Annotated in this window: 27 protein-coding genes and 4 pseudogenes; 9 read left to right on the forward strand and 22 right to left on the reverse strand. The window is 63.0% G+C overall.

All coding sequences use genetic code 11. From position 1 onward, the window contains the following. The first annotated feature begins 98 nt into the window (after positions 1-98). From HB778_RS04445 to HB778_RS04455, 3 genes are read left to right on the forward strand one after another with little or no spacing between them, the layout of a single operon-like run. Complete coding sequence (locus HB778_RS04445) at positions 99-770, forward strand: amino acid ABC transporter permease (RefSeq protein WP_183461808.1); 672 nt, start codon at positions 99-101, stop codon at positions 768-770. After that, on the forward strand, positions 767-1,441 hold the full coding sequence (locus HB778_RS04450; RefSeq protein ID WP_183461810.1) for an amino acid ABC transporter permease: 675 nt from the start codon (positions 767-769) through the stop codon (positions 1,439-1,441). The genes HB778_RS04445 and HB778_RS04450 overlap by 4 nt, the downstream gene beginning before the upstream one ends. A 41-nt stretch (positions 1,442-1,482) precedes the next feature. Continuing rightward, positions 1,483-2,241, forward strand: coding sequence for an amino acid ABC transporter ATP-binding protein (locus HB778_RS04455; RefSeq protein WP_432421258.1), 759 nt, complete (start codon positions 1,483-1,485; stop codon positions 2,239-2,241). Positions 2,242-2,296: 55 nt separating this feature from the next. On the opposite strand, the gene HB778_RS41260 is transcribed toward HB778_RS04455, so the two are convergent. From HB778_RS41260 to HB778_RS04550, 19 genes and pseudogenes are all read right to left on the reverse strand, one after another. Continuing rightward, entirely contained in the window at positions 2,297-2,833 is a 537-nt protein-coding gene (locus HB778_RS41260; protein WP_244661808.1) for a DUF6314 family protein, read from the reverse strand. A gap of 44 nt (positions 2,834-2,877) precedes the next feature. Next, positions 2,878-4,017, reverse strand: a complete 1,140-nt coding sequence (locus tag HB778_RS04465; RefSeq protein ID WP_183461812.1) for a tetratricopeptide repeat protein — start codon at positions 4,015-4,017, stop codon at positions 2,878-2,880. Beyond that, positions 3,926-4,411 (reverse strand): tetratricopeptide repeat protein, encoded by a 486-nt coding sequence (locus HB778_RS04470; protein ID WP_183461814.1) that lies wholly within the window; start codon positions 4,409-4,411, stop codon positions 3,926-3,928. The genes HB778_RS04465 and HB778_RS04470 overlap by 92 nt, the downstream gene beginning before the upstream one ends. A 220-nt stretch (positions 4,412-4,631) precedes the next feature. After that, the gene (locus HB778_RS04475) at positions 4,632-5,969 is read right to left on the reverse strand and encodes a tetratricopeptide repeat protein (protein WP_432421259.1); all 1,338 of its coding nucleotides are present in this window, start codon (positions 5,967-5,969) and stop codon (positions 4,632-4,634) included. Next, positions 5,858-6,613: pseudogene (locus tag HB778_RS04480) on the reverse strand (tetratricopeptide repeat protein); the annotation flags it as partial. The pseudogene HB778_RS04480 and the gene HB778_RS04475, both read right to left, overlap by 112 nt. Positions 6,614-6,840: 227 nt before the next feature. Next, positions 6,841-7,956, reverse strand: a complete 1,116-nt coding sequence (locus HB778_RS04485; RefSeq protein ID WP_183461820.1) for an alkene reductase — start codon at positions 7,954-7,956, stop codon at positions 6,841-6,843. Positions 7,957-7,999: 43 nt separating this feature from the next. Then, positions 8,000-8,290 (reverse strand): ArsR/SmtB family transcription factor, encoded by a 291-nt coding sequence (locus tag HB778_RS04490; RefSeq protein ID WP_013894257.1) that lies wholly within the window; start codon positions 8,288-8,290, stop codon positions 8,000-8,002. 204 nt (positions 8,291-8,494) lie between these two features. Next, entirely contained in the window at positions 8,495-8,869 is a 375-nt protein-coding gene (locus tag HB778_RS04495; protein ID WP_432421233.1) for a hypothetical protein, read from the reverse strand. 199 nt (positions 8,870-9,068) lie between these two features. Further along, positions 9,069-9,512 (reverse strand): helix-turn-helix domain-containing protein, encoded by a 444-nt coding sequence (locus HB778_RS04500; protein WP_183461822.1) that lies wholly within the window; start codon positions 9,510-9,512, stop codon positions 9,069-9,071. 223 nt (positions 9,513-9,735) lie between these two features. Continuing rightward, the gene (locus HB778_RS04505) at positions 9,736-10,434 is read right to left on the reverse strand and encodes an RES family NAD+ phosphorylase (RefSeq protein WP_183461824.1); all 699 of its coding nucleotides are present in this window, start codon (positions 10,432-10,434) and stop codon (positions 9,736-9,738) included. Next, on the reverse strand, positions 10,428-10,838 hold the full coding sequence (locus tag HB778_RS04510; RefSeq protein WP_183461826.1) for an MbcA/ParS/Xre antitoxin family protein: 411 nt from the start codon (positions 10,836-10,838) through the stop codon (positions 10,428-10,430). Before HB778_RS04510 ends, HB778_RS04505 begins: the two co-directional genes overlap by 7 nt. A 66-nt stretch (positions 10,839-10,904) precedes the next feature. Then, positions 10,905-11,342, reverse strand: coding sequence for a hypothetical protein (locus HB778_RS04515; protein WP_183461828.1), 438 nt, complete (start codon positions 11,340-11,342; stop codon positions 10,905-10,907). 79 nt (positions 11,343-11,421) lie between these two features. Then, positions 11,422-12,855: an aldehyde dehydrogenase family protein gene (locus tag HB778_RS04520; RefSeq protein WP_183461830.1), complete on the reverse strand. Its 1,434-nt coding sequence runs from the start codon at positions 12,853-12,855 to the stop codon at positions 11,422-11,424. Between the two features lie 176 nt (positions 12,856-13,031). Next, on the reverse strand, positions 13,032-13,415 hold the full coding sequence (locus HB778_RS04525; protein ID WP_183461832.1) for an ACT domain-containing protein: 384 nt from the start codon (positions 13,413-13,415) through the stop codon (positions 13,032-13,034). A gap of 27 nt (positions 13,416-13,442) precedes the next feature. Further along, positions 13,443-13,910 (reverse strand): GNAT family N-acetyltransferase, encoded by a 468-nt coding sequence (locus HB778_RS04530; RefSeq protein WP_183464997.1) that lies wholly within the window; start codon positions 13,908-13,910, stop codon positions 13,443-13,445. Positions 13,911-14,400: 490 nt separating this feature from the next. After that, positions 14,401-15,141, reverse strand: a pseudogene (locus HB778_RS04535) (SDR family oxidoreductase). 23 nt (positions 15,142-15,164) lie between these two features. Continuing rightward, complete coding sequence (locus HB778_RS04540) at positions 15,165-16,154, reverse strand: aldo/keto reductase (protein ID WP_183461834.1); 990 nt, start codon at positions 16,152-16,154, stop codon at positions 15,165-15,167. Positions 16,155-16,206: 52 nt separating this feature from the next. Further along, positions 16,207-17,625, reverse strand: a complete 1,419-nt coding sequence (locus HB778_RS04545) for an MFS transporter (RefSeq protein WP_183461836.1) — start codon at positions 17,623-17,625, stop codon at positions 16,207-16,209. Between the two features lie 17 nt (positions 17,626-17,642). After that, on the reverse strand, positions 17,643-18,038 hold the full coding sequence (locus HB778_RS04550; RefSeq protein ID WP_183461838.1) for a (R)-mandelonitrile lyase: 396 nt from the start codon (positions 18,036-18,038) through the stop codon (positions 17,643-17,645). A gap of 168 nt (positions 18,039-18,206) precedes the next feature. Between HB778_RS04550 and HB778_RS04555 the strand changes: the two genes are divergently transcribed. The 6 genes and pseudogenes from HB778_RS04555 (at position 18,207) to HB778_RS04580 (ending at position 22,617) form a co-directional block, all read left to right on the forward strand. Beyond that, complete coding sequence (locus tag HB778_RS04555; RefSeq protein ID WP_183461840.1) at positions 18,207-19,100, forward strand: LysR family transcriptional regulator; 894 nt, start codon at positions 18,207-18,209, stop codon at positions 19,098-19,100. A 68-nt stretch (positions 19,101-19,168) separates the two neighbouring features. Continuing rightward, positions 19,169-19,545, forward strand: a pseudogene (locus HB778_RS04560) (ester cyclase). A 70-nt stretch (positions 19,546-19,615) separates the two neighbouring features. Continuing rightward, positions 19,616-19,897, forward strand: a complete 282-nt coding sequence (locus HB778_RS04565) for a type II toxin-antitoxin system ParD family antitoxin (protein WP_183461841.1) — start codon at positions 19,616-19,618, stop codon at positions 19,895-19,897. Continuing rightward, positions 19,894-20,178, forward strand: coding sequence for a type II toxin-antitoxin system RelE/ParE family toxin (locus HB778_RS04570; protein ID WP_183461843.1), 285 nt, complete (start codon positions 19,894-19,896; stop codon positions 20,176-20,178). Before HB778_RS04565 ends, HB778_RS04570 begins: the two co-directional genes overlap by 4 nt. A gap of 126 nt (positions 20,179-20,304) precedes the next feature. Then, a complete protein-coding gene (locus tag HB778_RS04575; RefSeq protein WP_183461845.1) occupies positions 20,305-21,369 on the forward strand; it encodes a YeiH family protein in 1,065 nt (354 codons plus the stop codon). 198 nt (positions 21,370-21,567) lie between these two features. Beyond that, positions 21,568-22,617, forward strand: a complete 1,050-nt coding sequence (locus HB778_RS04580) for an alpha/beta hydrolase family protein (RefSeq protein WP_183461847.1) — start codon at positions 21,568-21,570, stop codon at positions 22,615-22,617. A 52-nt stretch (positions 22,618-22,669) separates the two neighbouring features. Here the strand turns inward: HB778_RS04580 and HB778_RS04585 are convergent, their stop codons facing one another. The 3 genes and pseudogenes from HB778_RS04585 to HB778_RS04595 all read right to left on the reverse strand — a co-directional run bounded on the left by HB778_RS04585 (position 22,670) and on the right by HB778_RS04595 (position 24,782). Then, on the reverse strand, positions 22,670-23,167 hold the full coding sequence (locus HB778_RS04585) for a GAF domain-containing protein (RefSeq protein WP_183461849.1): 498 nt from the start codon (positions 23,165-23,167) through the stop codon (positions 22,670-22,672). Positions 23,168-23,201: 34 nt separating this feature from the next. Continuing rightward, a complete protein-coding gene (locus HB778_RS04590) occupies positions 23,202-23,657 on the reverse strand; it encodes a GYD domain-containing protein (protein ID WP_244661811.1) in 456 nt (151 codons plus the stop codon). A 247-nt stretch (positions 23,658-23,904) separates the two neighbouring features. Further along, positions 23,905-24,782 (reverse strand): annotated as a pseudogene (locus HB778_RS04595) (AraC family transcriptional regulator). Positions 24,783-24,838: the final 56 nt, after the last annotated feature.

Here is a 24,838-nt window from a genome sequence, read left to right on the forward strand (position 1 = left end):
TAGGGAATGGCCGTTCCGGCCACGCTTCGCTGCTCCCTACTCCCCTACTCGCTATTCGCTATTCCCTATTCGCTATCACCTCTCACCGCCGCACGGCCATGCTCGAAAATTTCAGTTTCCGCACCATCGTCGAATACCTGCCTTTGTTCGGGCAGGGCCTGGTCACGACCGTCTGGCTGTCGGCGCTGTCCTTTGTCGGCGCACTCGTCGTCGGCATCGTGCTGTGCGCCATGAACTTGCAGCGCGGCTGGCTGTTTCGCGCGCCGGCCAAGGCCTATATCGACGCCGTGCGCGCCACGCCCCTGCTGGCGCAGCTTTACTTCCTCTATTTCGGCCTGCCCCGGCTCGGCTTCGTGCTGCCGGAACTCGTCGTCGGCATCCTCGCACTATCTTTGAACAGCGGCGCCTATATCGCTGAAATCATTCGCGCCGGCATCCTGTCGATCCCGCGCGGCCAGGTCGAGGCGAGCGTCGCTTCCGGCATGACCTATGTCCAGCGCATGCGCCTGGTCGTCCTGCCGCAAGCCTTCAAGGTGACGATCCCGCCGCTGCTCGGCCAGGCGATCGTGCTGGTCAAGGATTCCGCCCTGCTGTCACTGATCTCGGTTGCCGAACTGACGCGCGCCGGCCAGTTGCTCGCCTCCGACCGCTTCATGCCGGCGGAAGGTTTTGTCACCATCGCCGCCTTCTATTTGCTGCTCTACTATTGCCTGAAGGGACTGGCCGTTCTCTCCAGCCGCTGGCTCGGCACGGCGGGGGCGCGCACATGATCTGGCAACAATTCCTCAGCCTCGCCGGCTCCTATCCCCTCGCCTTGCGCGGCCTCGGCATGACGGTGGTGCTGTCGCTGATCAGCCTGGTGGCGGGCACCTTGCTCGGCTTCGGCCTCGGCATCTTGCGCACCGGTGGCAACCGGCTGCTCTCGGGTGTCATCGGCGCCTGGGTCGACCTGATCCGCGGCACGCCGTTCCTGGTGCAGATCTTCCTGATCTTCTTCATCCTGCCGGAATTCGGCATCGAGCTCGATGCCTTCACCGCCGGCATCATCGCGCTGACCAATCTCGCCGCCTGCTTCATCTGCGAGATCGTCGCCGCCGGCATCCGCTCGGTGCCGACAGGCCAGGTCGAGGCAGCGCTGGCATCCGGCCTGTCGCGCTGGCAGCGCATGCGCCAGGTGGTGCTGCCGCAGGCGATGCGCATCGTGCTGCCACCGCTGGTCGGGCAATATGTGCTGCTGATCAAAGACTCTTCCGTCGTCTCGGCGATCGGGCTGACCGACCTCACCCGCGTCGGCTGGCTGGTGGTGCAGCGTGTGCCCAACGGGCTGCTGGTCTTCTTCCTCGTCGGCGTCGGCTATTTCATCGTCTGCTATCCCTTGATCATGCTGGCCCGCCGGCTCGAACGCCGCATGGGCGCGGCGCATGGCGAGGTGCAACTGTGACATCGAACCCCAGAGGGCGCACGGATATGAGCACGCCAAGTATGACCAAAACGGGTCTCGCCAAAATCGGCATGATCGACTTTCGCGGCGTCAACAAATGGTTCGGCGCGCTCAACGTGTTGAAGGACATCACGCTCAGCGTCGAGCCGCGCGAAGTGGTCGTCGTCTGCGGCCCGAGCGGCTCGGGCAAGAGCACGCTGATCCGCTGCATCAACGGCCTGGAGACGATCAAGGACGGCGACCTCGTCGTCGACGGCCAGCGCCTCGGCGACCCCGCCACCAACATGACGCAACTGCGCACCGAGATCGGCTTCGTCTTCCAGTCCTTCAACCTCTATCCGCACAAGACCGCGCTCGAAAACGTCACGCTGGCCCCTATCCATGTCCGCAAAATCCCGCGCGCCGAAGCTGAAAAGGCCGGGCGCGACTTGCTGGCCAAGGTCGGGCTGGCCGACAAGGTCAACGCCTATCCGGCACAGCTCTCCGGCGGCCAGCAGCAGCGCGTGGCGATCGCGCGTTGCCTCGGCATGCGGCCGAAAATCATGCTGTTCGACGAGCCGACCTCGGCGCTCGATCCCGAGATGATTTCCGAGGTGCTCGACGTCATGGTGGCCGTCGCCGAGGAAGGCATGACCATGATGGTGGTGACGCACGAGATGGGCTTTGCCCGCAAGGTCGCCCAGCGCGTGGTGTTCATGGACGCCGGCGCCATCGTCGAAAGCGGCACGCCCGACGAATTCTTCTCACATCCCAGGACCGACCGCAGCCGGGCGTTTCTGAGCAAGATTCTCAGGCATTGAGGGCGTGCGGCTTAGGGTTTTCCCTTCTGCGCCCTCGAACCTATGTTAGCGGCGCTCACCTAGCATGCTTGGCTCGCATCTTGCTCAGGAATGCAGTGCTGTCGAACGCAATGGGTGCCCCAGATTCTTCCCCGGCAATGAGAGCGTTCTCCAACGCGCGGACTTCGTCCTCATACTCTAAGCGCAAGCGAGACGATGTATCCTGCTGTCGATAAAACCACCCAAGGCTTGCGTAGTTCTTGCGCGGCCCCTTGACGCGCCACGCCTCGGCCCATTCGTCCCGTCCGCGAAAGAAGAAGCGCCCGACATAGAGATCGGCGCCGCAGAGATGGCGCACGGCCTGCGCCGCCTTCGGCTCCAGTTCGATGAAGTCGCTTCCATCGGCATGAAGGATGCGCATCGAAGCCTCGCCCGGCTCGAGCCGGTAGCGCCGGCTTGCCGGCATTTCATGGGCGCCGATCCGCATGAGCCCACGCTCGGTGAAGGCATCTTCCGTGACCACGGCGTCGCCGGCGAAGCGGTGGGTCGCGCCGGTCAGGAAATCGATCATGGTGCGGCGGACCTTCCAGTCGCCGACAAGGTGGTCTGTCATTGCCTCACTTGGCCCGCCATGGGGATCAGGTGTGTCTCCCTTGGTCATGGAGCGTTGCCTGTGGAACGCAGTGCGCTGATCGTCGCCAGATATTCTATGAAGTGTCGTGGGCAACCACCCAATGCCAGCCGATAGAGCCTCAGGGCCTCGTCGTCACGGCGCTGCAGCCTTTGGAACTCCGCCGCGTAGAAATTGGCCTCGCAGACCTGCCCGTTCCTGATGGTCTCGTGTGGATTCTCGGCTGCCGCCAAGACCGCTTCCGGCGTCTGCTCCCCCAACAGCATGCGCACCACCGGCGCCGGCCATTGCGTCATGTCGAGCTTGGCGTCGTGCAGAATACTCGGCTGTCCGTTGTGGCGCCGAGCAAGATCCGCCCAGATTGCGTAATACGAATCCTGAGGGCGCATCGCCGCCCCTCTTTCGAAATCGTCCTGAGCACTGATCGGAGACGGGAAATAGAAGCTGGCTATGCCGCGGCTAAGATAAAAACGGGCAAATTTTCGATCCAGACGAACAGCTTTGCTATAGTCGGCAAAAGCCCCGACATAGTCGGTCCTGTACATGTCGGCGTCACCCAAAGATGCGTAAGCATCGGCATAATTCGGCGAATAGCGCAATGCGCCGTAACAGTCATCCATCGCCCTGTTATATTTTGACTTGTATATCCAGGCATCGCAGCGCCCAAGGTAGGCGGCGGCATCACCAGGATCGATGCTGAGCGCGTGATCATAGTCCGCGATAGCCTGGTCATATTTGCCTTTGTGGCCCCAGGCAGCAGCGCGGCTCCGATAGACCCCGGCATAGAAGGGGTCCATCACCATCGCGATATTGTAGTCGGCAATGGCGCGATCGTAGTCATCCTTGGCGGCCCAGGCGAGACCCCTGTTATCGTAGGCTTTCACATAGCCGGGATTGATGGCTATGGCATGATCATAGTCGCCAAGAGCCAGGTCGTACTCACCCTTGTCGGACCAGATCCGACCGCGATTGTTCAACGCCTCGGCATAGTCCGGATCGAGGTCGATCGCCTGGTTGATGTCGGCGATCGCTCGATCCGTATCACCCGTCTGGGACCAAAGCAGACCGCGGTTGTTATAGCCGACGGCATTTTTTCGGATCGAGGCCGATGGCCTGATCGTATTCGGCGATGGCTCGTTTGTAGAATGCCTTATCGGCCCATGCATCCGCGCGATCCCGATAGATCGCCGCATTGCCGGGATCGAGCCTGATTGCTTCGTCATAATCCGCGATGGCGCGGTTGTTATCGCGCTTCTTGAGCCAAAACCACGCCCGCTGGCGAAAGGCGCCGCTGTTGCCGGGATCGAGTGCGATCGCTCGGCCCAGACCAGCGATGGCGCGATCATGTTCGCGGTTGATGTCCAACAGGGCCGCGCGCATCGAGTAGGCCTTGGCTCGCTCGCCGGCGGAGGCGCCCTTATCCTCCAGCAAACGCGTGCATTCGGAGATTCTTATCTCGGCATTGAACCTGTCATTGCCACAATCGTTCGGCTCAGCGGCCATGGCGGGAAGACTGAATGCATGCAGGGCCATCAGGCAAGCAAGATAGCCCCGCACCATTTCGACCACCCCAATCGATGAACTTCACGTCAGACAATTCGTGAAACGACTGTGAACCGGCAATATCCATGCCGTCTCGTTCAGGCAAATTGTTGACCCAATCAAGTCGAGAAATGGATCAAATTGTCGGCTGCGCCAAACAGCCGACATCCAGCCGTCGCCGCCGTGCCGAGCGCGAACAGCACTGCCGCGGCGGCCAGACCGGAGCACCACCGGAACGTCACGGCGCCCTGCCCATGACGCGCAGCGCGTTGGTGGCGGCGGTATACTCAATGAAATCCCGAGGACAGCCGCTCAGGGCCAACCGGTAGAGCCGCAGGGCCTCATCGTCGTGGTGCTGCAGCCGCAGGAACTCCGCCGTGTAGAAATTCGCCTCGCAGACCTGCTCGCTTTTCTTCGTCGCGTCCGGATTGTCGGCGGCCAGCAGCGTGGCCTCCGGCGTCTGCTGGCCGAGCAGCAGGCGAACCACCGCCGCCGGCCATTTGGTCATGTCGAGCTTGGCGTCCGCAAGGATGCTGGGCTGCCCGTTGCGCCGCCGCGCAAGGTCGAGCCAGATCGCATGGTAGGAATCCCCGGGCTTGATCTCGGCCGCCTGGTCGAAGTCGGCCTGTGCCTTGGCGGGCAGGCCGAAATAGAAGCTGACGATGCCGCGGTCCTGATATGCGCTTGCATTTTTCGGGCTGAGGCGGATCGCTTCATCGTAATCGGCCAGGGCGCCGGCATAGTCGGCCTTGTAGACCATCGCCAAGCCGTGCGTGTCGTAGGCACGGGCGCTTTTGGGTCCGATGCGGATCGCCTGATCCAGATCGGCGATGGCCTTGGTATAGTCCGCCTTGTAGATCCAGCTGCGGCCCCGGCTGACATAGGCGCCGGCATCCTCCGGGTCGCGACTGATCGCCTGGTCGAAGTCGGCTATTGCGTAGTCGAACAGGCCCTTGCGGTTCCAGGCATCGCCCCGGTTCCGGTAGGCGCTGACAAATCCGGCGTCGGTCAGGATCGCCATATTGTAGTCGGCGATGGCAAGGTCGTACTGGTTCCTGGCCATCCGCACGAGCCCCCTGCCATTATAGGCCTGCGCGTATTTCGGATCGATGGTCACGGCTTGGTCGTAGGCCGATATGGCACGGTCAAGGTCGCCCTTATCCCACCACGCCAAACCGAGATTGTCATAAGCCAGCACATAGTTGGGATCGAGGGCGGTCGCTTTGACATAGTCAACGATGGCGCGGTCGACATCATGTTTCCGCGCCCACATCCAGCCGCGGCTGTTGTAAGCCACCGCGTCGTTCGGAGCGACGGCGATCGCCTGATCGTAATTCGCGATGGCACGGTCGTAGTCCCGTCTACGCTCCCAGACCTTGGCGCGGTTGCGGAAAGTCTCGGCATCGCTGGGGTCGATCCTGAGGCCTCGTCGTAGTCTGCCATGGCGCGATCGGTGTCGCCCCGCTTGACCCAGGCGTCGGCGCGCCAGCGATAGGCATCGACATGCTTCGCGTCGAGGCTGATCGCCTGGCTGTAGTCCGCTATGGCGCGTTCCGGATTGCCCTTGGAGGTCCAGGCCAGTCCAAGGTTGAAATACTGGTCGGGATTCTCGGGATCGAGAAACACCGCCTGGCTGTAGCTGGTGATGGCGCTGTCATAGTCGCCCTTGCGCAGATACGCATTGCCGAGAAGGTTGTAGACATCGCTGGTTTGCGGTTCGAGACCGATCGCCTTTTTGAAATCGGCGATCGCGCGGTCTTCGTCGCGCTTCTGGCTGTGCCAGATCAGGCCTCGGTTGCCATATGCGAGAGCGAATTGCGGATTGAGCTCTATCGCCCTGCTGTAGTCGGCGAGCGCCCGGTCATAGTCCTTCTTGTGGCTCCAGGTCAGGCCACGATTGTTGAGGGCATCGGCGTCCTTGGGATCGAGTTCGATCGCCTTGTCGTAATCCGACAGGGCGCGATCATATTCGCCGGCCGCGTCCAACGCGTTGCCGCGATCGAAATAGGCAATTTCCCGATCGCTTGCCGAGGTCGCCTTGTCCTCAATCACATTGGTGCAGGCGACGATCCGGTTGGGCGGTGCAAGCTTGTCATTGGCGCAGACATCCATACGGCTGTCGGCAGCCAGGGCGGGAGCGCCGAGCGACAGCAGGATGGCCAGACCCGCGAGAGGTTGCCGCGCCTTTACAATCGATCGCAGGAATCTGGGAAGCATCATGTCAGCAGTTTTGAAGCACAATTGCCGGTTGTTGGCCCTCTACCGACTTGATCAGGCAAATTCCTGATCGCCGCAAGTCACCGCAAAAAGAAATGCGCTCAGCCAGGCCCGGTTCCACGCCCGTGCGTCCCGGCCAGATGTTCATCCGATCGCGCATAGCGCGATGGCTGGCCGGCTCCCCCGTCGGGAGCCGGCTGCCTTGTGGGTAGGCTACTTGGGAGAGCGGCTTAGGCCGCCGTCGGATAATCCGTATAGCCCTTGGCGTCGCCGCCATAGAACGTCGTCTTGTCCGGATCGTTCAGTCCGGCGTTCCGCTTCAGCCTGCTGACGAGGTCGGGATTGGCGATAAACAACTTGCCGAACGCGACAAGGTCGGCATAGCCGTCCCCGACAGCCTTTTCGGCCAGTTCCTTGTCATAGCCATTGTTCACCAGCCAGGCGCCGTTTCCTCCGGCCTTGTGATAGGCGGCCTTCAGTTCTTCGTAGTCGAACGGCCTGTCGCCCTGGCTGAAGTCGCGGGCGCCGCCGGTCGCGCCTTCGACGATATGGACGTACGCCAGGCCACGGCTGCCCAGGCCCGCCACCGCATGGTTGAACAGCGGCTGCGGATCGGCATCCGAAGTGTCGTTGGCGGGTGTCACCGGCGACAGCCTGATCCCGGTCCTGCCGGCGCCAACGGCGCCCGTGACCGCGTCGACCACCTCGAACAGGAATCGCGTCCGGTTCTCGATGGAGCCGCCATAATTATCGGTGCGATGGTTGGTGCCCGAGCGCAGGAACTGGTCGATGAGATAGCCATTGGCGCCATGGATCTCGACGCCGTCGAAACCCGCTACCTCGATCGCCGCCTTGGCGGCGCGGCGGAAATCCTCGACGATGCCGGGAAGTTCGGCGGCATCGAGCGCGCGCGGTTCGGAGGTCTCGGCGAACTCGCCGCTGCCATCCGGCTTGACCAGGAAAGTCTTGGAGTTTGCCCTGATCGCCGACGGCGCCACCGGCTTGCCGCCGCCGGGCTGCAACGTGGTGTGCGAGATGCGTCCGACATGCCAGAGCTGCACCACGATCTTGCCGCCGGCCTTGTGAACGGCGTCGGTGACACGCTTCCAGCCGGCAAGCTGATCCGCGCCATAGAGGCCGGGCACGTTGGCGTAGCCCTGGCCCTGATGGCTGATGGCGGTGGCTTCGGTCACGATAAGCCCGGCCGTGGCGCGCTGGCCGTAGTAGGTCACCGAGAGGTCGCCGGGCACGGCATTGGGCGAGCGATTGCGCGTCAGCGGCGCCATGACGATGCGGTTCGCCAGCGCAAGATCGCCGGCCCGCAGGGGATCAAAGAGGGTAGCCATGAGAAATGCCTTTCATGCATTCGGGGGAGGATGGGGAGGATCGTCAGAGATCGGACAAGGCGGCCTGGAAGGCGGCGATGGTTTCTTCGTTGCGCTTGTAGAACACCCATTGGCCGACCCGCCGCGTCGTCACGAGGTCAGCCGACGCCAGCGTCGCCAGATGCGCCGAGACGCTGGACTGCGCCAGGCCGCGATGGTCGAACTGGCTGGCGCAGACGCCCATTTCGAGCGGATGCGCCTGCGCGGCGAAGTGCTGTTCAGGCTCCTTCAGCCACGCCAGGACATCGCGTCGAAACGGATGCGCCAGCGCCTTCAATATGATGTCGTGGTCCATCTTCACCTCGCATCGATCTCAACCGATATATAGATCGGGTGAAGACGATATGGCAGGAAATCCATGCCATTTTTCGGGGTGATCTTAGAAAGCCGCTATCCTGTATGGCGCAGAATCTGAATGTGCGCCGCAGCGAACGAGAATGGAAAAGGCTGCGTCTGTTCGAGCGCTGCCAGACCGTAAGGCACGTTGGCAGCAGGCGGGCTAAATAACTCCCGCATAGGTGCGGAGACGGCTCACAGTCTTTGGCAGACCCTGCATCTCCAGCATATCCAGATACTCGGAAACCGTTTTCGGTGGATTCTTGAGACGGAGACGGCATCGCTGTGCTGACATCAGAACAGCGGCATCATTGATCCCGAACTGATTGAAGATGAACTCGTCGGGATGGATCAGATCCAACAGGTACTTGTCGAGAACCGGCTTAGGGAAGTCCTTCAGATTGAAAGTGACAATGGCATCGGCTGCCGAAACGATAGCTGCTGCCCGGACATGCCGGTCATTTTCATCGGGGAGTGTCAAACTTGGTATCAGTTCCTGATAGCCTTCGACCAGGCAATCCGGCACGGAGCGGTTCATCAGGTCGCGCGTCCTCGCTATCTGCTCCGGCTTAAGGTCTGGCCGGTCTTTAGCGAGGTTCCGCGTCCATTCGTCATGAATATCCTCGGTCCATTTGGCTCGATACAGACTGCCCCCCGCGGCGAGTTCCAGCAGAAGGTCTCGCAACGGAGCGGGATATAGAACGCAAGCGTCGAGGACAGCGGTGTATGGAGATGTCTTAATAGCCCATCCCCAGTTCCTGAGCCTGCGCTGCCAACTCCTCCATCACTCTTTTCCGGCCGTCCTCCACGCTGCTCCGATACGTCGCCAGATCGCTAAATTTAACCCGACGATGGGTACCGACCATGTTGAACGGCAGCTTGCCTTCCTCAAGCAGACGAATGAGGTATGGCCGCGATACGTTGAGGTAGTCGGCAGCTTCCTGCGTCGTGAGTTCGGCGTGAACCGGGATTATGGTCACAGCATTCCCTTGGCCCATCTCCGTGAGAAGATGGCAAAGTAGATCGCCGACGCTTTTAGGCAGGCGTAGAGTCTCATTACCCACCTGAACGCGCAGTTCGGCGCCCGCATGCTTGCCAAGCGAAAGCTGGCGGCTGGCTTGTGCAGCCAGTTCGGCGTCATCGGCGGATGGCAGAATCGGTCGTTCAAGCAGCCTGGGCATTGTCGGCCTCCATTACTGGGCTGACAGACATTATCCGAAATATCCGAAACAAACGCAATAACCGAAAAGGCTGAAATACGTGAAACGCAGCATCCCTCACGCCTCTGGAATCCTGCAACCGCCCTCGTCGTCTCGGCCGTTCGTCCTCGCCCGATGACCAGATTCAGCGAGCCAGTCGCCGCTGGCGAGGTCGCAGCTGAGATCGGCGACGAAGCACTCGCAGTCACACGACCGCCAGCACCTTGCCGGTATCGTGCTGACGCACGAAATCCACGCGCTTGCCATCCCAGTGGTAGCTGTAGTGCCGGCCCTGCACCGGGACGGGGATGACGTCGGGCCAGAAGATGCCGATGCATTGGCCCTCAGGCATGCGCACGCTGTTCCACACCAGCCCGTCGCTGCCGGCGGCACGAAGTGCTCGCCCTTCCGCCTGCGAGGCGGTGTAATCATCGGGGTCGAGCACGCCGGGCACGGCGTTGACGTCATCGAGGTCGCGGTCGACGCTGCCGATCAGCACACGAAAGTCAGCCGTCCAGCCCGGATCTTCGCTGGTGGCGCGCATGAAATTCTGGTGGTGGTGGATGGTTTCGGCCAGCGCCACATCCTCGCTGTCGCCGGCATAATAGAGGCCGTAGCTGCCATCCGAGAAGCGCCCAGGCCGCAGCGTCGAACAATGCACGAACGGCGCCATGACGAAGCTGGCGCCGGGGCCGGACACTCGCCTTGCGGCCGTAACCTTGCCGAGGTCGCCGATCTCCAGCCGGATGCGCGGATTGGTCTTCTCCTCCACCGAGGCCAGCGCCTCCCAGTCGCGCGGATCGGCAATGTCCTCGAACAGGTCGATCGGCGGATGGATGGAGCGGATGATGCGAAACGTCTGCTGCCAGTGGACGCGGCGCCGGACCGCGAGCCCACTCACCATGCGCCACGCTCCGCATCGAGCCATTCGCGCATCGCCGCAAGGTCGGAGATTTCACCACGCAGCATCAGGTCGAGCGCCGACTGGCCGCCGAAAATGGCATTGGGCTTGCGGATCCAGGCATAGCCGCGCGCCGGCTCGGTGAAAAGATAGCGCAGGCCTTTGTGGATACCCATCAGATGCGCCATGCGTGTGCGCAGGTCGCGGTCGATCCGGCCGATGCCGCCCTCCTTCCAACGCGCCCAGGTGCGCGCCGACATGCCGCCGAGCAGGATGCAGGCCTCCAGATCGGTGAGGTTCCACGCCTTGAACAGATTGACCGTGGTACGCGCCAGTGCGCCCGCCTCTTCTTCCGAAATGGCTGACCCAACCGTGGCCGGCGTGGTGACGATGGACTGAAGCTGCATGTTGCTCACCTCTGCTATTGGCAGAGATATAGCATGTATTTGCCAATTGGCAAGAAGCGCTGAAAATCAGGCTTCTGGAATGGCAGCGTCGCGAGGCAGGATTCCGCACCGCTCCTTTGCATAATCCCAAGCGGAAAAAGGCGGATCGACCCGTCGCCCGGGCGGTGTCTTGATGAACGGATCCAGGCCAAACAGACTGTATGTCTCAAACCGCTGTTCGGCAGTTGCTCCCGGTTTGAAAGCATTTTCCAGTTCGCCGTCGACTATGGCACGGCAGTGCGCCACCGCCTCATCATAGGTTGCGAATTGTCCGTCCAAATACCGATGGCTCTCGTCACGATAATGGAAATTATCGTCGACAAAGACTTGGTAGAGACTCTCGTCGGGCTCTGACTTTTCCAGCTTCCGGCTCATCCGCGGTTCGTGTGGAAAACCAAGAATTTCCGCGACACCATCATAAATGCTCGGCAGTTGGCCGCAAGCAAAGTTCGATAAAGCCGCCACGTCAATTCCTAGATGGCGGCCTCGGATGCCAAACAGATGAAGTGGGCCGGCACTACCGCCGGCCCGAACCGCGTCGCGCCTACTCCGCCGCCTCGTACCCCGCGATGCCCTTGATCTCGAGGAAATCCTCGAGGCCATACTCGGCGTATTCGCGGCCGTTGCCCGACTGCTTGTAGCCGCCGAAGGGCAGGCCGGCGTCCCAGGTCGGGTAGTTGATGTAGACATTGCCCGAGCGCATGCGTGCCGCCACGTCGCGCGCCTTCTGGATGTCCTTGGCCTGGATGTAGGAGGCCAGGCCGTAGACAGTGTCGTTGGCCTGCTCGACCGCCTGTTCGACCGTGTCGTAGGGCAGGATCGCCAGCACCGGCCCGAAGATTTCCTCGCGCGCGATGCGCATGTCGTGCGTGACGTCGGCGAACACGGTCGGCCTGATGTAATAGCCGCGGTTGAGTTCGGCCGGGCGGCCGGGGCCGCCGGCGACCAGCGTCGCACCTTCGTCGATGCCGGCCTGGATCAGGTCCTGGATCTTGTCGAACTGGACCTGGCTGACGACAGGGCCAAGCTTGGTGTTGGCGCCGTCGGCCGGCCCGACCACGAACTTCTCCGCTGCCGCCTTCGCATAGCCCGCCGCTTCGTCGTGACGGTCGCGCGGTACGAACATGCGGGTTGGCGCGTTGCAGGACTGGCCGCTATTGCTGAAGCAGCCGGCGACGCCCTTGGTGACGGCGGTGGCCAGGTCGACATCCGGGAACAGGATGTTGGCCGACTTGCCGCCCAGCTCCTGGTGCACGCGCTTGACCGTGTCGGCGGCGGCCTTGGCCACCAATATGCCGGCCCGGGTCGAACCGGTGAACGACATCATGTCGACGTCGGGATGGCTGGACAGTGCCTGGCCGACGCCGGGGCCGTCACCGTTGACGAGGTTGAACACGCCCTTCGGCACGCCGGCCTCGTCGATGATCTCGGCGAAGATGATGGCGTCGAGCGGCGCGATCTCGGACGGCTTCAGCACCATGGTGCAGCCGGCGGCGAGCGCGGGACCCACCTTGCAGGTGATCTGGTTCAACGGCCAGTTCCACGGCGTGATCAGGCCAACGACGCCGATCGGCTCCTTGGCGATCAGCGCGCTGCCCTTGACGTGGCGGAACTGGAAAGTCTTGAGCACTTCCGCCATCTTGGCCAGATGCGCCAGACCAATGCCGACCTGGCTGTCGAGCGCCATCTGGCGCGGCGCGCCCATCTCGCGCGACACGGCAAGCGCCAGGTCCTTGCTGCGCTTCTTGTAGACGGCGATGATGCGGCTCAGGATATCGAGGCGCTCTTCCACCGAAGTGAAGCCGAATGTTTGGAAAGCGCGCTTGGCGGCGGCCACCGCCTTGTCGACATCGGCCTTGGAGCCGAGCGAGATCTGCGCGAAGGCATCCTCGTTCGACGGATCGATGACATCGAGCGTGTTGGGCACAACAGGATCGACCCACGCACCATCGATATAGAACTGCAAATTGTGTGACATGGTTTTCTCCTTGGGGGTGCCGCGTGGCCGTTCCGGCCGTGATATCCAGCTAGTGATAACGATGCACAAACGCCGCTGTCAAACGCAACCCCCGAAGTGGTTGAGCCAGCGCGCCAGTGATTGAGCCAGAGGCGTTGGGCCAGAGAACCCAGCCGTTTTCGATGGCGTGGGATGAATTACAGCACCGTGTGTCCCGCCTCGACCAGATGCTGTCTCGCCGCATCCTGATCCGCCGCCTTCACCAGCAAATGATCGCCATCGAAGGTGGACACCAGGAAGATGCCCAGCCCGTTTTCTGACAGCGGCTGGATGACCGACAGCACGATGCCGGTTTCGTCGAAAGCAAAAGGCCCCTGCAATTTGAAGGCGACCCAGTCACCATCGTGCTTGACCGTGCCTGGAACACGATCCTGCAGGCACGTGATCGAAAGCTCGTCGTCGGTCCTGGTGATGCTGACGAAGCCCGGCCCGTCCGCCCAGCCGGGAATGCTGTCGCCCGCTCCGAGCCGCGAAATCGCGTACGGCCCGGGAAGTTGCTTCAATTTGACCCTGGCCGCCATCGTCGTATCCATGCCTCCGATTGCCCGCTATCGCGTCAATCCCTTGCTCATATAGACCGTCATGCCACCCATGAATGGCTCCTCCCGGTCGATCGTATAGCCATGGCTTTTGTACAACAACACATTGGCGGCGAAGGCGCCATTGGTCAGCAGGCGCAACTCCGGGCGGCCGGCCTCTAGCGCCTTCTGCTCGGCCCGCTCCAGCAGCAGCCGGCCGATACCCCTGCCCTGCGCCTGCGGCGCGACGCAGACATTCTCGATCCAGAGGTGATCGTCGGCCAGCATGGTTTCGATCATCCCGACAATGCGGCCGTCCGCGACTGCGAGCTCGAAGGGATGCTCGGCAACGGCCTTCCCGTAATCGGCGCGCATCGGCAGCGGCTCGCGACCGATGACCGGCACCCATTTCGCATAGGCCGCGCGAACGATGTCCCTGATCGCGGCGGCGTCAGCGGGCTCGGCCGGCCGAAACCGGATGGAATCGTTTGTCATCAAAAATGCTCCAGACATGAAAAAACCCCGCCGGCGTTGTCGCGGGCGGGGCTGGAAACGAACGAACCGGATCTATCCTGCCGGGTTTATCGTCGCGCAATCAGCTTGCCGCTCCGCTTGGTGCGGCGGCGTCGCTGGGTGTAGGTGGGCGCGAGAGCGAACATAATGCCAAGCTGGCGCAGGAAGAACGGCGCTGTCAAGGTTTGGAAATTTGCGGCGCCCTCCAAACTTCGTCATCCACGGGCGGAGCAGCCGCGTAGCGGCGTCGCGGAGACCCGAGGATCCATGCCGCGACCTTGCTGACGGGTGCAGCGGAGCAGGATTCCGAACCGTGGCAACGCTTTTCAGGTCGCGGCATGGATCCTCGGGTCTGTGCCGCGTCGCTTCGCTCCTTGCTCCGCCCGTGGATGACGAAGTGTTGGGCGCTTCAGCCAATCGCCAGAGGCATACGGCTCTTCAATGCGAGCGAACGTCAAACGCCCGCGCCGCGCCCCTAATACTCCTGCGCCGTCGGCCGAAACAGGATCTCGTTGATATCGACCTCATCCGGCTGGCTCATGGCGAACACCACCGTCCTGGCGAAGGAATCGGCCGGGATGGCCACCCGGTCGTAGAGCGCGCGCACGCCCTGGGCGACATCGAGCTCGGTGACGCTGGCGGGCAGCTCCGTCGCCACGGCGCCCGGCGAGATGATGGTGGTGCGGATGTTGTAGGGTTTCACTTCCTGCCGCAGCCCTTCCGAGATGACCCGCACCGCGTGCTTGGTCGCGGCATAGACGGCACCTCCCGGCCCGACCTTGTGGCCGGCGACCGACGACACATTGATGATGTGGCCGCTCTTCTGCGTCTTCATATGCGGCAAGGCGGCGGCGATGCCGTAAAGCACGCCCTTGATGTTGACGTCGATCATCCGGTCCCAGTCGTCGACCTTGCCGCGCTCGAGCGGCGAGTGCGGCATCAGCCCGGCATTGTTGAATGATGACGTCGACGCGGCCATGTGTTTTGACCGCATGGTCGACAAGCCGCCGGACCTGGCCGACATCGGTGACGTCGGTCGAAAGGATCGCGTCTTTGCCAAGCGAAAGCTCAGCGGCCAGCGCCTCGAGCCGGTCGAGGCGGCGCGCCCCCAGCACCAGCTTCGCGCCCTCTTTCGCCAAAAGCGTTCGGCTGCTTCGCCAAGCCCGCTGCTGGCGCCGGTGATGACGACGACCTTGTCCTTGATGTTGTCGGTCATGGGATTTTCCTTCCGGTTGCGCCTCAGCGATCGATCCGTGCCGCCTGTTGCGGGGAATAGCGCTCTCCCTGCACGGCAATCGCCGAGACCGCGTTTTCGATGTCGGCAAGATCGTCCGCCGTCAGCGCGACAGCGGTCGACCCGATGTTCTCCTCGAGGCGATTGAGCTTCGTCGTGCCGGGGATCGGAACGATCCAGGGCTTTTGCGCCAGCAGCCAGGCGAGCGCGACCTGTGCCGGGATCACCTTCTTCTGCGCCGCGATTGCGACGATCGCATCGACCAGCGCCTGGTTGGCCTTGCGGGCCTCTTCTGCGAAACGCGGGACCGTGTTGCGGAAGTCGCTGCTGTCGAACGTCGTGCTGGCGTCGATGGCGCCGGTCAGGAAACCCTTGCCCAGCGGACTGAAGGGCACGAAGCCGATCCCCAGTTCTTCGAGCACCGGCAGGATCGCCTCCTCGGGTTCACGCCACCACAGCGAGTATTCGCTTTGCAGGGCCGCGACCGGCTGCACCGCATGGGCGCGGCGGATCGTGCGCACGCCGGCTTCGGAGAGGCCGAAATGCTTGACCTTGCCTTGGCTGATCAACTCCTTCACCGTGCCCGCCACCTCTTCGATCGGGACGACCGGATCGACACGATGCTGGTAGAGAAGGTCGATGCGATCGGTCCTCAGCCGCTTGAGCGAGGCCTCGACGACGTCGCGAATATGCTGCGGCCGGCTGTCCATGCCCTCATGTCCGGCTGTGCCGGTGATGTCGATGCCGAATTTGGTGGCGATCACCACCTGGTCGCGGATCGGCTGCAACGCCTCGCCGACGACCTCCTCGTTCTTGAACGGTCCATAGACCTCCGCCGTGTCGAAGAAGGTGATACCGCGCTCGAAGGCGGAGCGGATCAAGCGGACAGCATCCGCCGTCTCCATCGGAGCCCCGTAGGACTGGCTCATCCCCATGCAGCCAAGGCCGATGGCCGAGACTTCGAGGCCGCTTGTTCCAAGTGTGCGCTTTTGCATTGTCTTGATCCTTTTCGATTCTTGTTGAGGGTCGCCGGCCCGCGTCCAGCCTTCAGGCGTTCGCCCCCGTCGCCACCGCTTGCACCGCCTTGCGGGGCCGCACGATCAGGGCGCAGACGAACAGCAGCGCCAGCGCCAGCATGGCCGAGCCGGCGGTCAGCGCGGTGCCGAAGCGATAGGCAAGCAGTTCCCGGCCATCGAGCGCACCGGCGCCAACCGCCGCCACCGCAACCAGCACGGCGAGGCCGAGCGAATTGCCGAGCTGATGGGCGACGTTGACGACGCCGGAGGCGGCACCGGCATCCCCAGGCGCGACGCCGGCAATGCCCGATGTGGTCAGCGGGCTGAGCGTCAGGCCTTGCCCGGCGCCGATCAGCACCATCGGCAGCGCCACGCCGGTCAAATAGGCCGTGTCGAACGAGGCGCGACTGAGCCACGCCATGCCGAGCAGGCAGAGCGCAAGGCCGCCGGCCAGCAGCCGGCCATTGCCGAACCGGCGCGTCAACTGCGGCACAACCATCGCGACGGCGAAATTGACCATGGTCATCGGCAGGAAGGCCATGCCGGTCAGCGCCGCCCTGTAGTCGAGCACGCCTTGCAGATACAGTGTGGTGAAGAAGAAAAAGCCGATCATGGCGCCCAGGAACAGGATGCGGGCGGCATAGGCGCCGGCACGCTCGCGGCTGACGAACAGCCTGAGCGGCATGATCGGCTGCTTCGCCTTCCATTCGTTGACGACGAAGACGCCAAGCAGCAGCGCGGCACCTGCCAGCGACGCGATCGTACCGGCATTTGTCCAGCCGGTGTCGGCCGAGCGGATGAAGCCATAGACAAGTGCCGTCATGCCGACGGTCGAGGTCAGGGCGCCAATGACGTCGAGTTCGCCGGCGCGCCGCTCGGTTTCCACGATGTACTTGCGCGCGGCGATGATCATGGCAATGCCGATGGGCAGATTGATGAAGAAGCCGACGCGCCAGGAGATCCAGTCGGCAAGCACGCCGCCCAGCACCAGGCCGACGCTGGCCGCTACACCGGCCACCGCGCTGTAGTAGGACACGGCGCGGGTGCGCTCGGGACCTTCCGCGAAGGTGGTCTGCAGAAGCGCCAGCGTCGAAGGCGCCAGGATGGCGGCACCTAGGCCCTGGATCGCCCGCGCGCTGATCATCCAGGCCGCCGATTGCGCCGCACCGATCGCCAGCGAAGCAAGCGTGAACAGGCCAAGACCGACGATGAGCATCAGCCGGCGCCCCAGAATGTCACCCGCCCGCGCCCCGAGCAGCAGGAAGCCGCCGAAGGTCAGCGTATAGGCGCTCTGCACCCAGGCCAGCCCGGCATCGGTGAAGCCGAGGCCTTGGTGGATCCTGGGCAGGCCGGTGAGCACGATCGAGGTGTCGAGCACGATCATCACATAGCTGACGAGGATGATCGCCAGGATGGCTGTCTGGTGCGGTGCGGTGGCGGGCGTGGACATTTTTCTGGCTCCGGCGATCAGGCCTTGTACTGCGCGTCGCTGACATGCTCCATCCAGTCGACGGCCTTGCCGTCGAGCGCTTCCTGGATGGCGATGTGGGTCATGGCGGTGGTGGGGGCCGCGCCATGCCAGTGCTTTTCGCCGGGCTCGAAGCGAACCACGTCGCCCGGCCGTATTTCTTCTATCGGCCCGCCCTCGCGCTGCACGCGGCCGCAGCCGGCGGTGACGATCAAGAGCTGGCCGAGCGGATGGGTATGCCACGCGGTGCGCGCGCCGGGCTCGAAGGTAACGGCATTGCCGGCGGCGCGGGCCGGCGCAATGGCCGCGAACAGCGGATCGATGCGCACCGTGCCGGTGAACCAGTCGCCGGGGCCCTTGCCAGAGGCTTGCGAGCCGCTTCGCTTGATATCCATGGTCTTTTTCCTTCTTCACGCCGGGCAGGACGCTGCCACTGGCTTGAGGGGCCGCCGAGTTCGGGCAGCCGCCCATGATGGTGTCTATGTGATGGCGTCTATTTAGCCCCTGCGATTGGTCTGGATTAGGTGCTATATCCGGCATGTACTTATGAGGAATTCTCATCAATGCCGCGAGACAATCTCAACGAGCTGACCGCCTTCCTGGCGGTTGCGCGCGAAAAAAGTTTTACCCGGGCGGCGGCACAGCTCGGCGTCTCGCAATCGGCGCTCAGCCACACGGTGCGCGCGCTGGAGGAGCGGCTGGGCGTGCGGCTGCTCACCCGCACCACGCGCAGCGTGTCGCCCACCGAGGCCGGCGAGCGCCTGGTGCGCTCCGTCGGGCCAAGGCTCGACGAGATCGAGGCCGAGCTCACCGCGCTCAGCGCCTTGCGTGAAAAGCCCGCCGGCACCATCCGCATCACCGCCGGCGAGCATGCCGCCGACGCGGTGCTGTGGCCGGCGATCGCCCGGCTTTTGCCGGACTATCCCGACATCAAGGTCGAGATCATCGTCGACTACGGCCTGACCGATATCGTCGCCGAGCGCTACGATGCCGGCGTGCGGCTCGGCGAACAGGTGGCGCACGACATGATCGCGGTGCGCATCGGCCCCGACATGCGCATGGCGGTGGTCGGCGCGCCGGCCTATTTCGCCCGGCGGCCAAAGCCGCGCGTGCCGCAGGACCTGACCACCCACAATTGCATCAATCTGCGCCTGCCGACCTATGGCGGGCTCTATGCCTGGGAATTCGAAAGAGCCGGCCGCGAGCTGAAAGTGCGCGTCGAGGGCCAGCTGATCTTCAACACGGCAGGGCTGCGCATGAATGCCGTGCTCGCAGGCCTCGGCCTCGCCTATCTGCCCGAGGACCAGGTGCGCGCACCGCTGGCCGACGGCCGGCTGGTGCGGGTGCTGGCCGACTGGTGCGCGCCCTTCCCCGGCTACCACTTCTATTACCCCAGCCGTCGCCAGGCGACGCCTGCCTTCTCGCTGCTGGTCGATGCGTTGCGCTATCGGGGCTAGAACGTCTGGACTGTATTCGCGGTCGTTCTATCTTCGCGATCAAGCCTGATCTATGCGGAGCCATCGCCGTGACCGAGACCGACCTCTATCGAGGCTACATCGACTGTCTCAACAATCAGGATTGGGCGCGACTGCATCGCTTCGTTCATGACGAGGTACACTACAATGGCGACCGCGTCGGGCTATCGGGCTACCGCTCCATGCTGGAACGGGATTTTCGCGAAATTCCGGACCTCTATTTCGACGTCCAGCTGCTGATCGCCGATCCACCCTTCATCGCCAGCCGCCTGCAGTTCAACTGTACGCCAAAGGGGACCTTCTTCGATCTCCCCATCAACGGCAAAAGGTCTCTTTCAGCGAGAATGTCTTCTATGAATTTCTGGATGACAGGATCAGGAATGTCTGGTCGGTCATCGACAAGGCGGCGATCGAAGCCCAGCTTTGATGTAGGTGAATGCCTCCTTCTTGCAGGCGGTGGTAAACTTGCCTACTTTGCGCAGTAGGAGAACACACAGATGGCCAATGTCGAGAAAGTGAGCGTTGCCCTCACCCCTGAAATGGCAACCATGATGCGCGAGGTTGTCGCGGCGGGCGAATACGCCTCGGCGAGCGAAGTCATGCGCGAGGCGCTGCGCGAATGGAAATTTCGTCGGATGCAGCGTGACCGGGCCGTCGACGAGTTGGGCCGGCTTTGGGATGAAGGAATGGCAAGCGGCAACGCCGTCGACAGTGGCGAGGCTTTCGCCCGGATCAAAAGCAAGCTCGATGCAAGGATCGCCGAGCGCACGTCGCGATGACGCTTCGCCTACGACCGGAAGCCGAAGCGGATATCGAAGCCATCGCGCTCTATATCGCCGAGGACAGTCCCTCGGCGGCGTTGCGTTGGTATGATGAGATCCATGCCCATTGCCAGCGCATCTCCGATATGCCGGGAATGGGTGTTGCCCGACCAGAAGTGCGGCCGGGCTTACGCACCTTCCCTGTAAGAAATTACCTAATCCTCTATCGTCAGATCGACGATGGCGCGGAAATTGTACGCGTGGTTCATGGCGCGCGACGGTGGCAAGAATTGCTGTAGCCGGAGGGTTCGTACGACCTTTAGCCCCAACCGTTCGTAAAAATCGATCATTCCAACCAGAACAATTCGTTGGAAAGATCGTTTCAGGAATGGCATTCTCCCAGGGTACTCGCCTGGAGAATTGCATTGTCTTCCGCCACCCACATCGCGAACGATATTCCGAAAAGCCTGATACCGGCCGATCTGGCCACGGGCCGCAAGCGCCTCGATTCGATGTGGAACGGCGTCATTCCGGGCATCGTGCTGGTGGCGATGATCACGGCCGTCGCCTTCTCGGCGCACAATGTCTCCGGTCTCACTCTGTTCAGCCCGATGATCCTCGCCGTCGTCGCCGGCATGATCTATTCCAACGTGCTCGGCCTGCCGGCGCACGCCAAGGCCGGCATCGCCTTCTCGCAAAAGCGCCTGCTGCGCTTTGCCATCGTGCTGCTCGGCTTCCAGCTGACGCTTGGCCAGGTCGTCTCCATCGGCGCCGGCGGCGTCGGCATCGTCGCGGCGACGCTCGGCGCCACCTTCCTCTTCACCGTCACGCTCGGCCGGCTGATCGGCGTCGACCGCAAGCTGGCGCAGCTGATTGCCGCCGGCACCTCGATCTGCGGCGCCTCGGCCATCGTCGCCACCAACATCGTCACCGATGCGCGCGACGAGGACGTCACCTATGCCGTCGCCTCGATCACTTTGTTCGGCACCGTCGCCATGCTCGGCTTCCCGCTGCTGGCCCCTACGCTTGGCCTCGACCAGCACGCCTTCGGCCTGTGGGCCGGCGCCTCGATCCATGAGGTGGCGCAGGTCATCGGCGCGGGCTTCCAGAACGGCACCCAGTCCGGCGAGATCGCCACCGTGGCCAAGCTGACGCGCGTCGCCATGCTGGCGCCGATGGTCATCGCGCTTGGCCTGATGGCGCGGCGCAAGACGAGCGGCGACCAGTCTGCTGCACGGCCGCCCATGCCGTGGTTCGTCGCCGCCTTCGTCGCCGTCGTGGCGCTGAACAGCCTGGTCACCGTGCCAGCCGAAGTGAAGTCGGCGATGGCTCTCGCCACCACCATCATGCTGACCATGGGGCTCGCCGCCATGGGCCTGCAGGCCGACATTTCGCAGCTGCGCTCGCGCGGCCTGCGCCCGCTGGCTCTCGCCTTCTCCGCCTTCCTGTTCATCGGCTGCTTCAGCCTGATGCTGGTGAAGTTCGCCTAGGGCTCGGAGGTAGGGCTCCACGGCAACGTCCGCGCCGACCGGTCCTCAATCACGATCAAGCACGTCCTCGAACATGATCGAGGTCTCTCCTGCGTTCGTATCCGCCGATATCGCGGCATGAACACAGTACCGAACCGCTCGGGCGCCAAACCTCCAGCCCTCAGCCTTGGCGCAGGCGTTTCGGCAACGGAGATCTCAATGAAGTTCTGGACCATGCTTTGCACAATTCTCGTTTCGACGATGCTGATGTTGAACGCGAGCATCGCCGGCGACACCGTCGGCGTTCGCCAATTCGCCGCCCCGTCCAAGGAGCGCGGCATCGATCTCGACGTGACGGTCTGGTACCCGGCGCAGCCAGGTGGCGAGCCGGCAAACCTTGGCGACAGCGAGCTGTTCGTCGGCACGTCAGCCATGCGCGATGCGCCGATATCAGATGGAAAATTTCCGCTGATCCTGCTGTCGCATGGCGCCGGCCTGGCGGGGACCCCGCAGGCGCTGAGCTGGATTGCAACGCCTCTGGCCAGGCAGGGCTTTGTCGTTGCTGCCCCGACGCACCCGGGAAATGGCGGGAAGAACGGATCCGCCGCCGAGACGATGAAACTCTGGCTGCGCCCCGCCGACCTCACGGCAACGCTGGACGCGATCGGCAAGGACGGCTTTTTCGGCGATCACCTCGAGCAGTCCAAAGTCGGCGTCCTCGGTCTTTCCATGGGCGGCAACACGGCACTCGCAATCGCCGGCGCCCGTGTCGACCCGAAACGGCTGGCGGCCTATTGCGACACGGACGCGCTCAATGCCTCGCTGTGCCAGTGGGTCAGGCAAAGCGGCGTCGATCTCCACGCCATGGATCTGCGGCCCGCCGGCCGCGACAACAGCGACCAACGCATCCGCTTCGCCATGGCGATCGATCCCGCCCCGGTCGATGTCCTTGACCTCAAAAGCTTCGCCGGCATCAGCATTCCGGTCGCCATCGTCAATCTTGGCCGGCCGGGAAAAATCCCCGCGACCACCGATGCTTCCGGGATTGCGAAGGCGGTTTCAAATGCCAGCTACGCGACGATCAAGGATGCCAGCCATTACAGCATGTTCGGCGCGTGCAAGCCCGGCGCGGCGGCGATCATCGTGTCCGAAGAGATCGGTGATCCCCTGTGCGATGATGGGGGTGGTCGATCGCGTGGTGAGATTCACGCACAGTTGATTGATATGGCGGCTGTGGCGTTCGATCGTGCGCTGAAGGCGGAGCGGTAGGCTTGCGAGGCAGCGCCCTACGACGCCGACGCGTTATCTCAATGGCGAGCGCTCAATCCTCGAAAGAACTCGCCGCCGCATAGATCGCCGCCAGCGTCTCGATACCCGCCTGGTCGGCCTGGTCGAACCGCCCGGGCAGCGGGCTGTCGAGATCGAGCACGCCGAAAACGCCTTCATCATCTTCGAGCAGCACCACCAGTTCCGAGCGCGAATCGGCGTCGCAGGCGATGTGGCCGGGAAAATCGTGCACGTCCTTGATCAGCATCGAGGTGCCGAGTTCGACCGCCGTTCCGCACACGCCCTTGCCGACGGCGATGCGCACGCAGGCCGGCTTGCCCTGGAAAGGTCCCAGCACCAGTTCCTCGTCCGAGGCGAGGAAATAGAAGCCGGCCCAGTTGAGGTCGGGCACCATCTGGAAGATCAGTGCCGCGGTGTTGGCGGCGTTGGCGATCGAGTCGCTCTCGCCCTCCAGCAGTGCTTTCAGCTGAGCAGCGAGGTCGCGGTAGAATGCGGCCTTGTCCGAGGTGTCGATGGCCTTGGCCGCAAACATGGCTTGTCTCCGTGTTCAGAATCGCGGTTGCGTTTCAGCAAGCTCTCTGCACCAAACGACCACCGGACGATACTAGCTTGAATTCCAGTCGCCGCGAAAGTCGGAAGAACATGCCCTGTCCGGCATTCGGCAGCACGGCATCGAACCGTGCTGCCTTGATCAAGAAGGCAAGTCCATCAGCCGGCGGGTTTGTACGCGCCGGCAGCCTTTTGGCGGCCGCGAGCACTGCCTTCATGTCGAGTTCTTCCAGGACAACCATCTCGGTCAGCGAGCCGCTCGCTCGCACCGCAAGGGACATGCCAATCCCCGCTGACTGGTCCGGCACCTCGCCATTGACAACGACGTCATAGATGCCGCGCGTGAACATCACGCTGGTCATCTTGCCGCCAACGCTTTCAAAAAGCGCCTTGACCGCAGCCTGCCTGTCCGAACCTTGCATCAATCCTTTGGCGGCATGAGGCGCATAGTTTGCCAAGATCGTCACTTTCATGGGTATTTCCTCCAAATGTCATTGTCTCGTGCTGCTCCATAATTCGAGCGGCACGGAGCGATTTATTTTTCGGAACAATTGCAGGCGCCCTTGGACGCGTTGGCGGCCAAGGGCCCACTGCCGGACGAATATGCGCTTTGGCTAATATAATGACAATACCGGACAGGCCGATACTGCCGACAGGAAGGTGTCTGGCTCGGCCCGCGACATCGAACTCGCGCCGCTGACCCGCTATGTGGTGCTGGAGCTATTTCAGGGGCAGAAAAAGCTCAACGACCACTTCGTGGATCGGCCCGTCCGGGAGGCGGGATAGCTGTCGTTGGCAATAGACCGGAAAGTCACGCACTTCCTCGCCGCTGGCCGGAAGCCATTCACGATAAAGGTAAAGGGCGGCGGGCTCGAGATTGTTGGTGTTGCCGGGGTAGCGCAGCACCGCGCAGCGTCCGCCGGGGATCACGCCAGCCTTCATCTGCCCGTCATTCGGATCGATCGGCTGATCGGTCCCGACACAAATATCCATGCTGTAATCGGCCGCGACCGCGGCTCCCTTTCGGAACGGAAGATGTTGAAGGTCGGGCTTGTCTCGGGCGACAGGCCGGCGGCCTTGCGCCAGGCGATGAACCGCTGGATGGTGTCCTGGAGCGTTGCCCGGTCACCCCGATGCTCCATGATCGCCACCGGTGTGGGCGGCACTTCGCGGATCGTCACGTCGTCGTGGTCAAAGATTATCTGCATGAGCGTGTTCCTTGCTTTGTCGAAAGGCCCGAAGGCCATGAGCCACGCTCCCCAGTCGGGAGACTTCCGAAACGACGAAGGCGATTGTCCGAACCGTTGCCGAAAGGCGCGGGCGAAGGCATCCGGTGCGTCGTAACCGGCATCCATCGCTATGTCGGTGACGCTTTCGCTCCCGGCAAGCCTGTACGAAGCGCGCTTCAAGCGGGCGAGCTGGACATAGCGATGCACGGACACCCCGAAGGTTGACGTGAACTGCCGGTGGAAATGGTATTTCGAGAACGCCGCGACGCCGCTCAACGCTTCCAGATCCAGATCGCCATCCAGGTGCTGGTCTATGTAGTCCAGCACCCGCTGCATCCTGGCATGGTAGTTTTCAAGCGCCGCCTTCAACGTCTCTTCTCCGTGGCAACACCAGATAGGCGCTCCCGCACATGTCACGCTCGACC

This window comes from Mesorhizobium huakuii (genome assembly GCF_014189455.1).
Classification (GTDB): Bacteria; Pseudomonadota; Alphaproteobacteria; order Rhizobiales; family Rhizobiaceae; genus Mesorhizobium; species Mesorhizobium huakuii_A.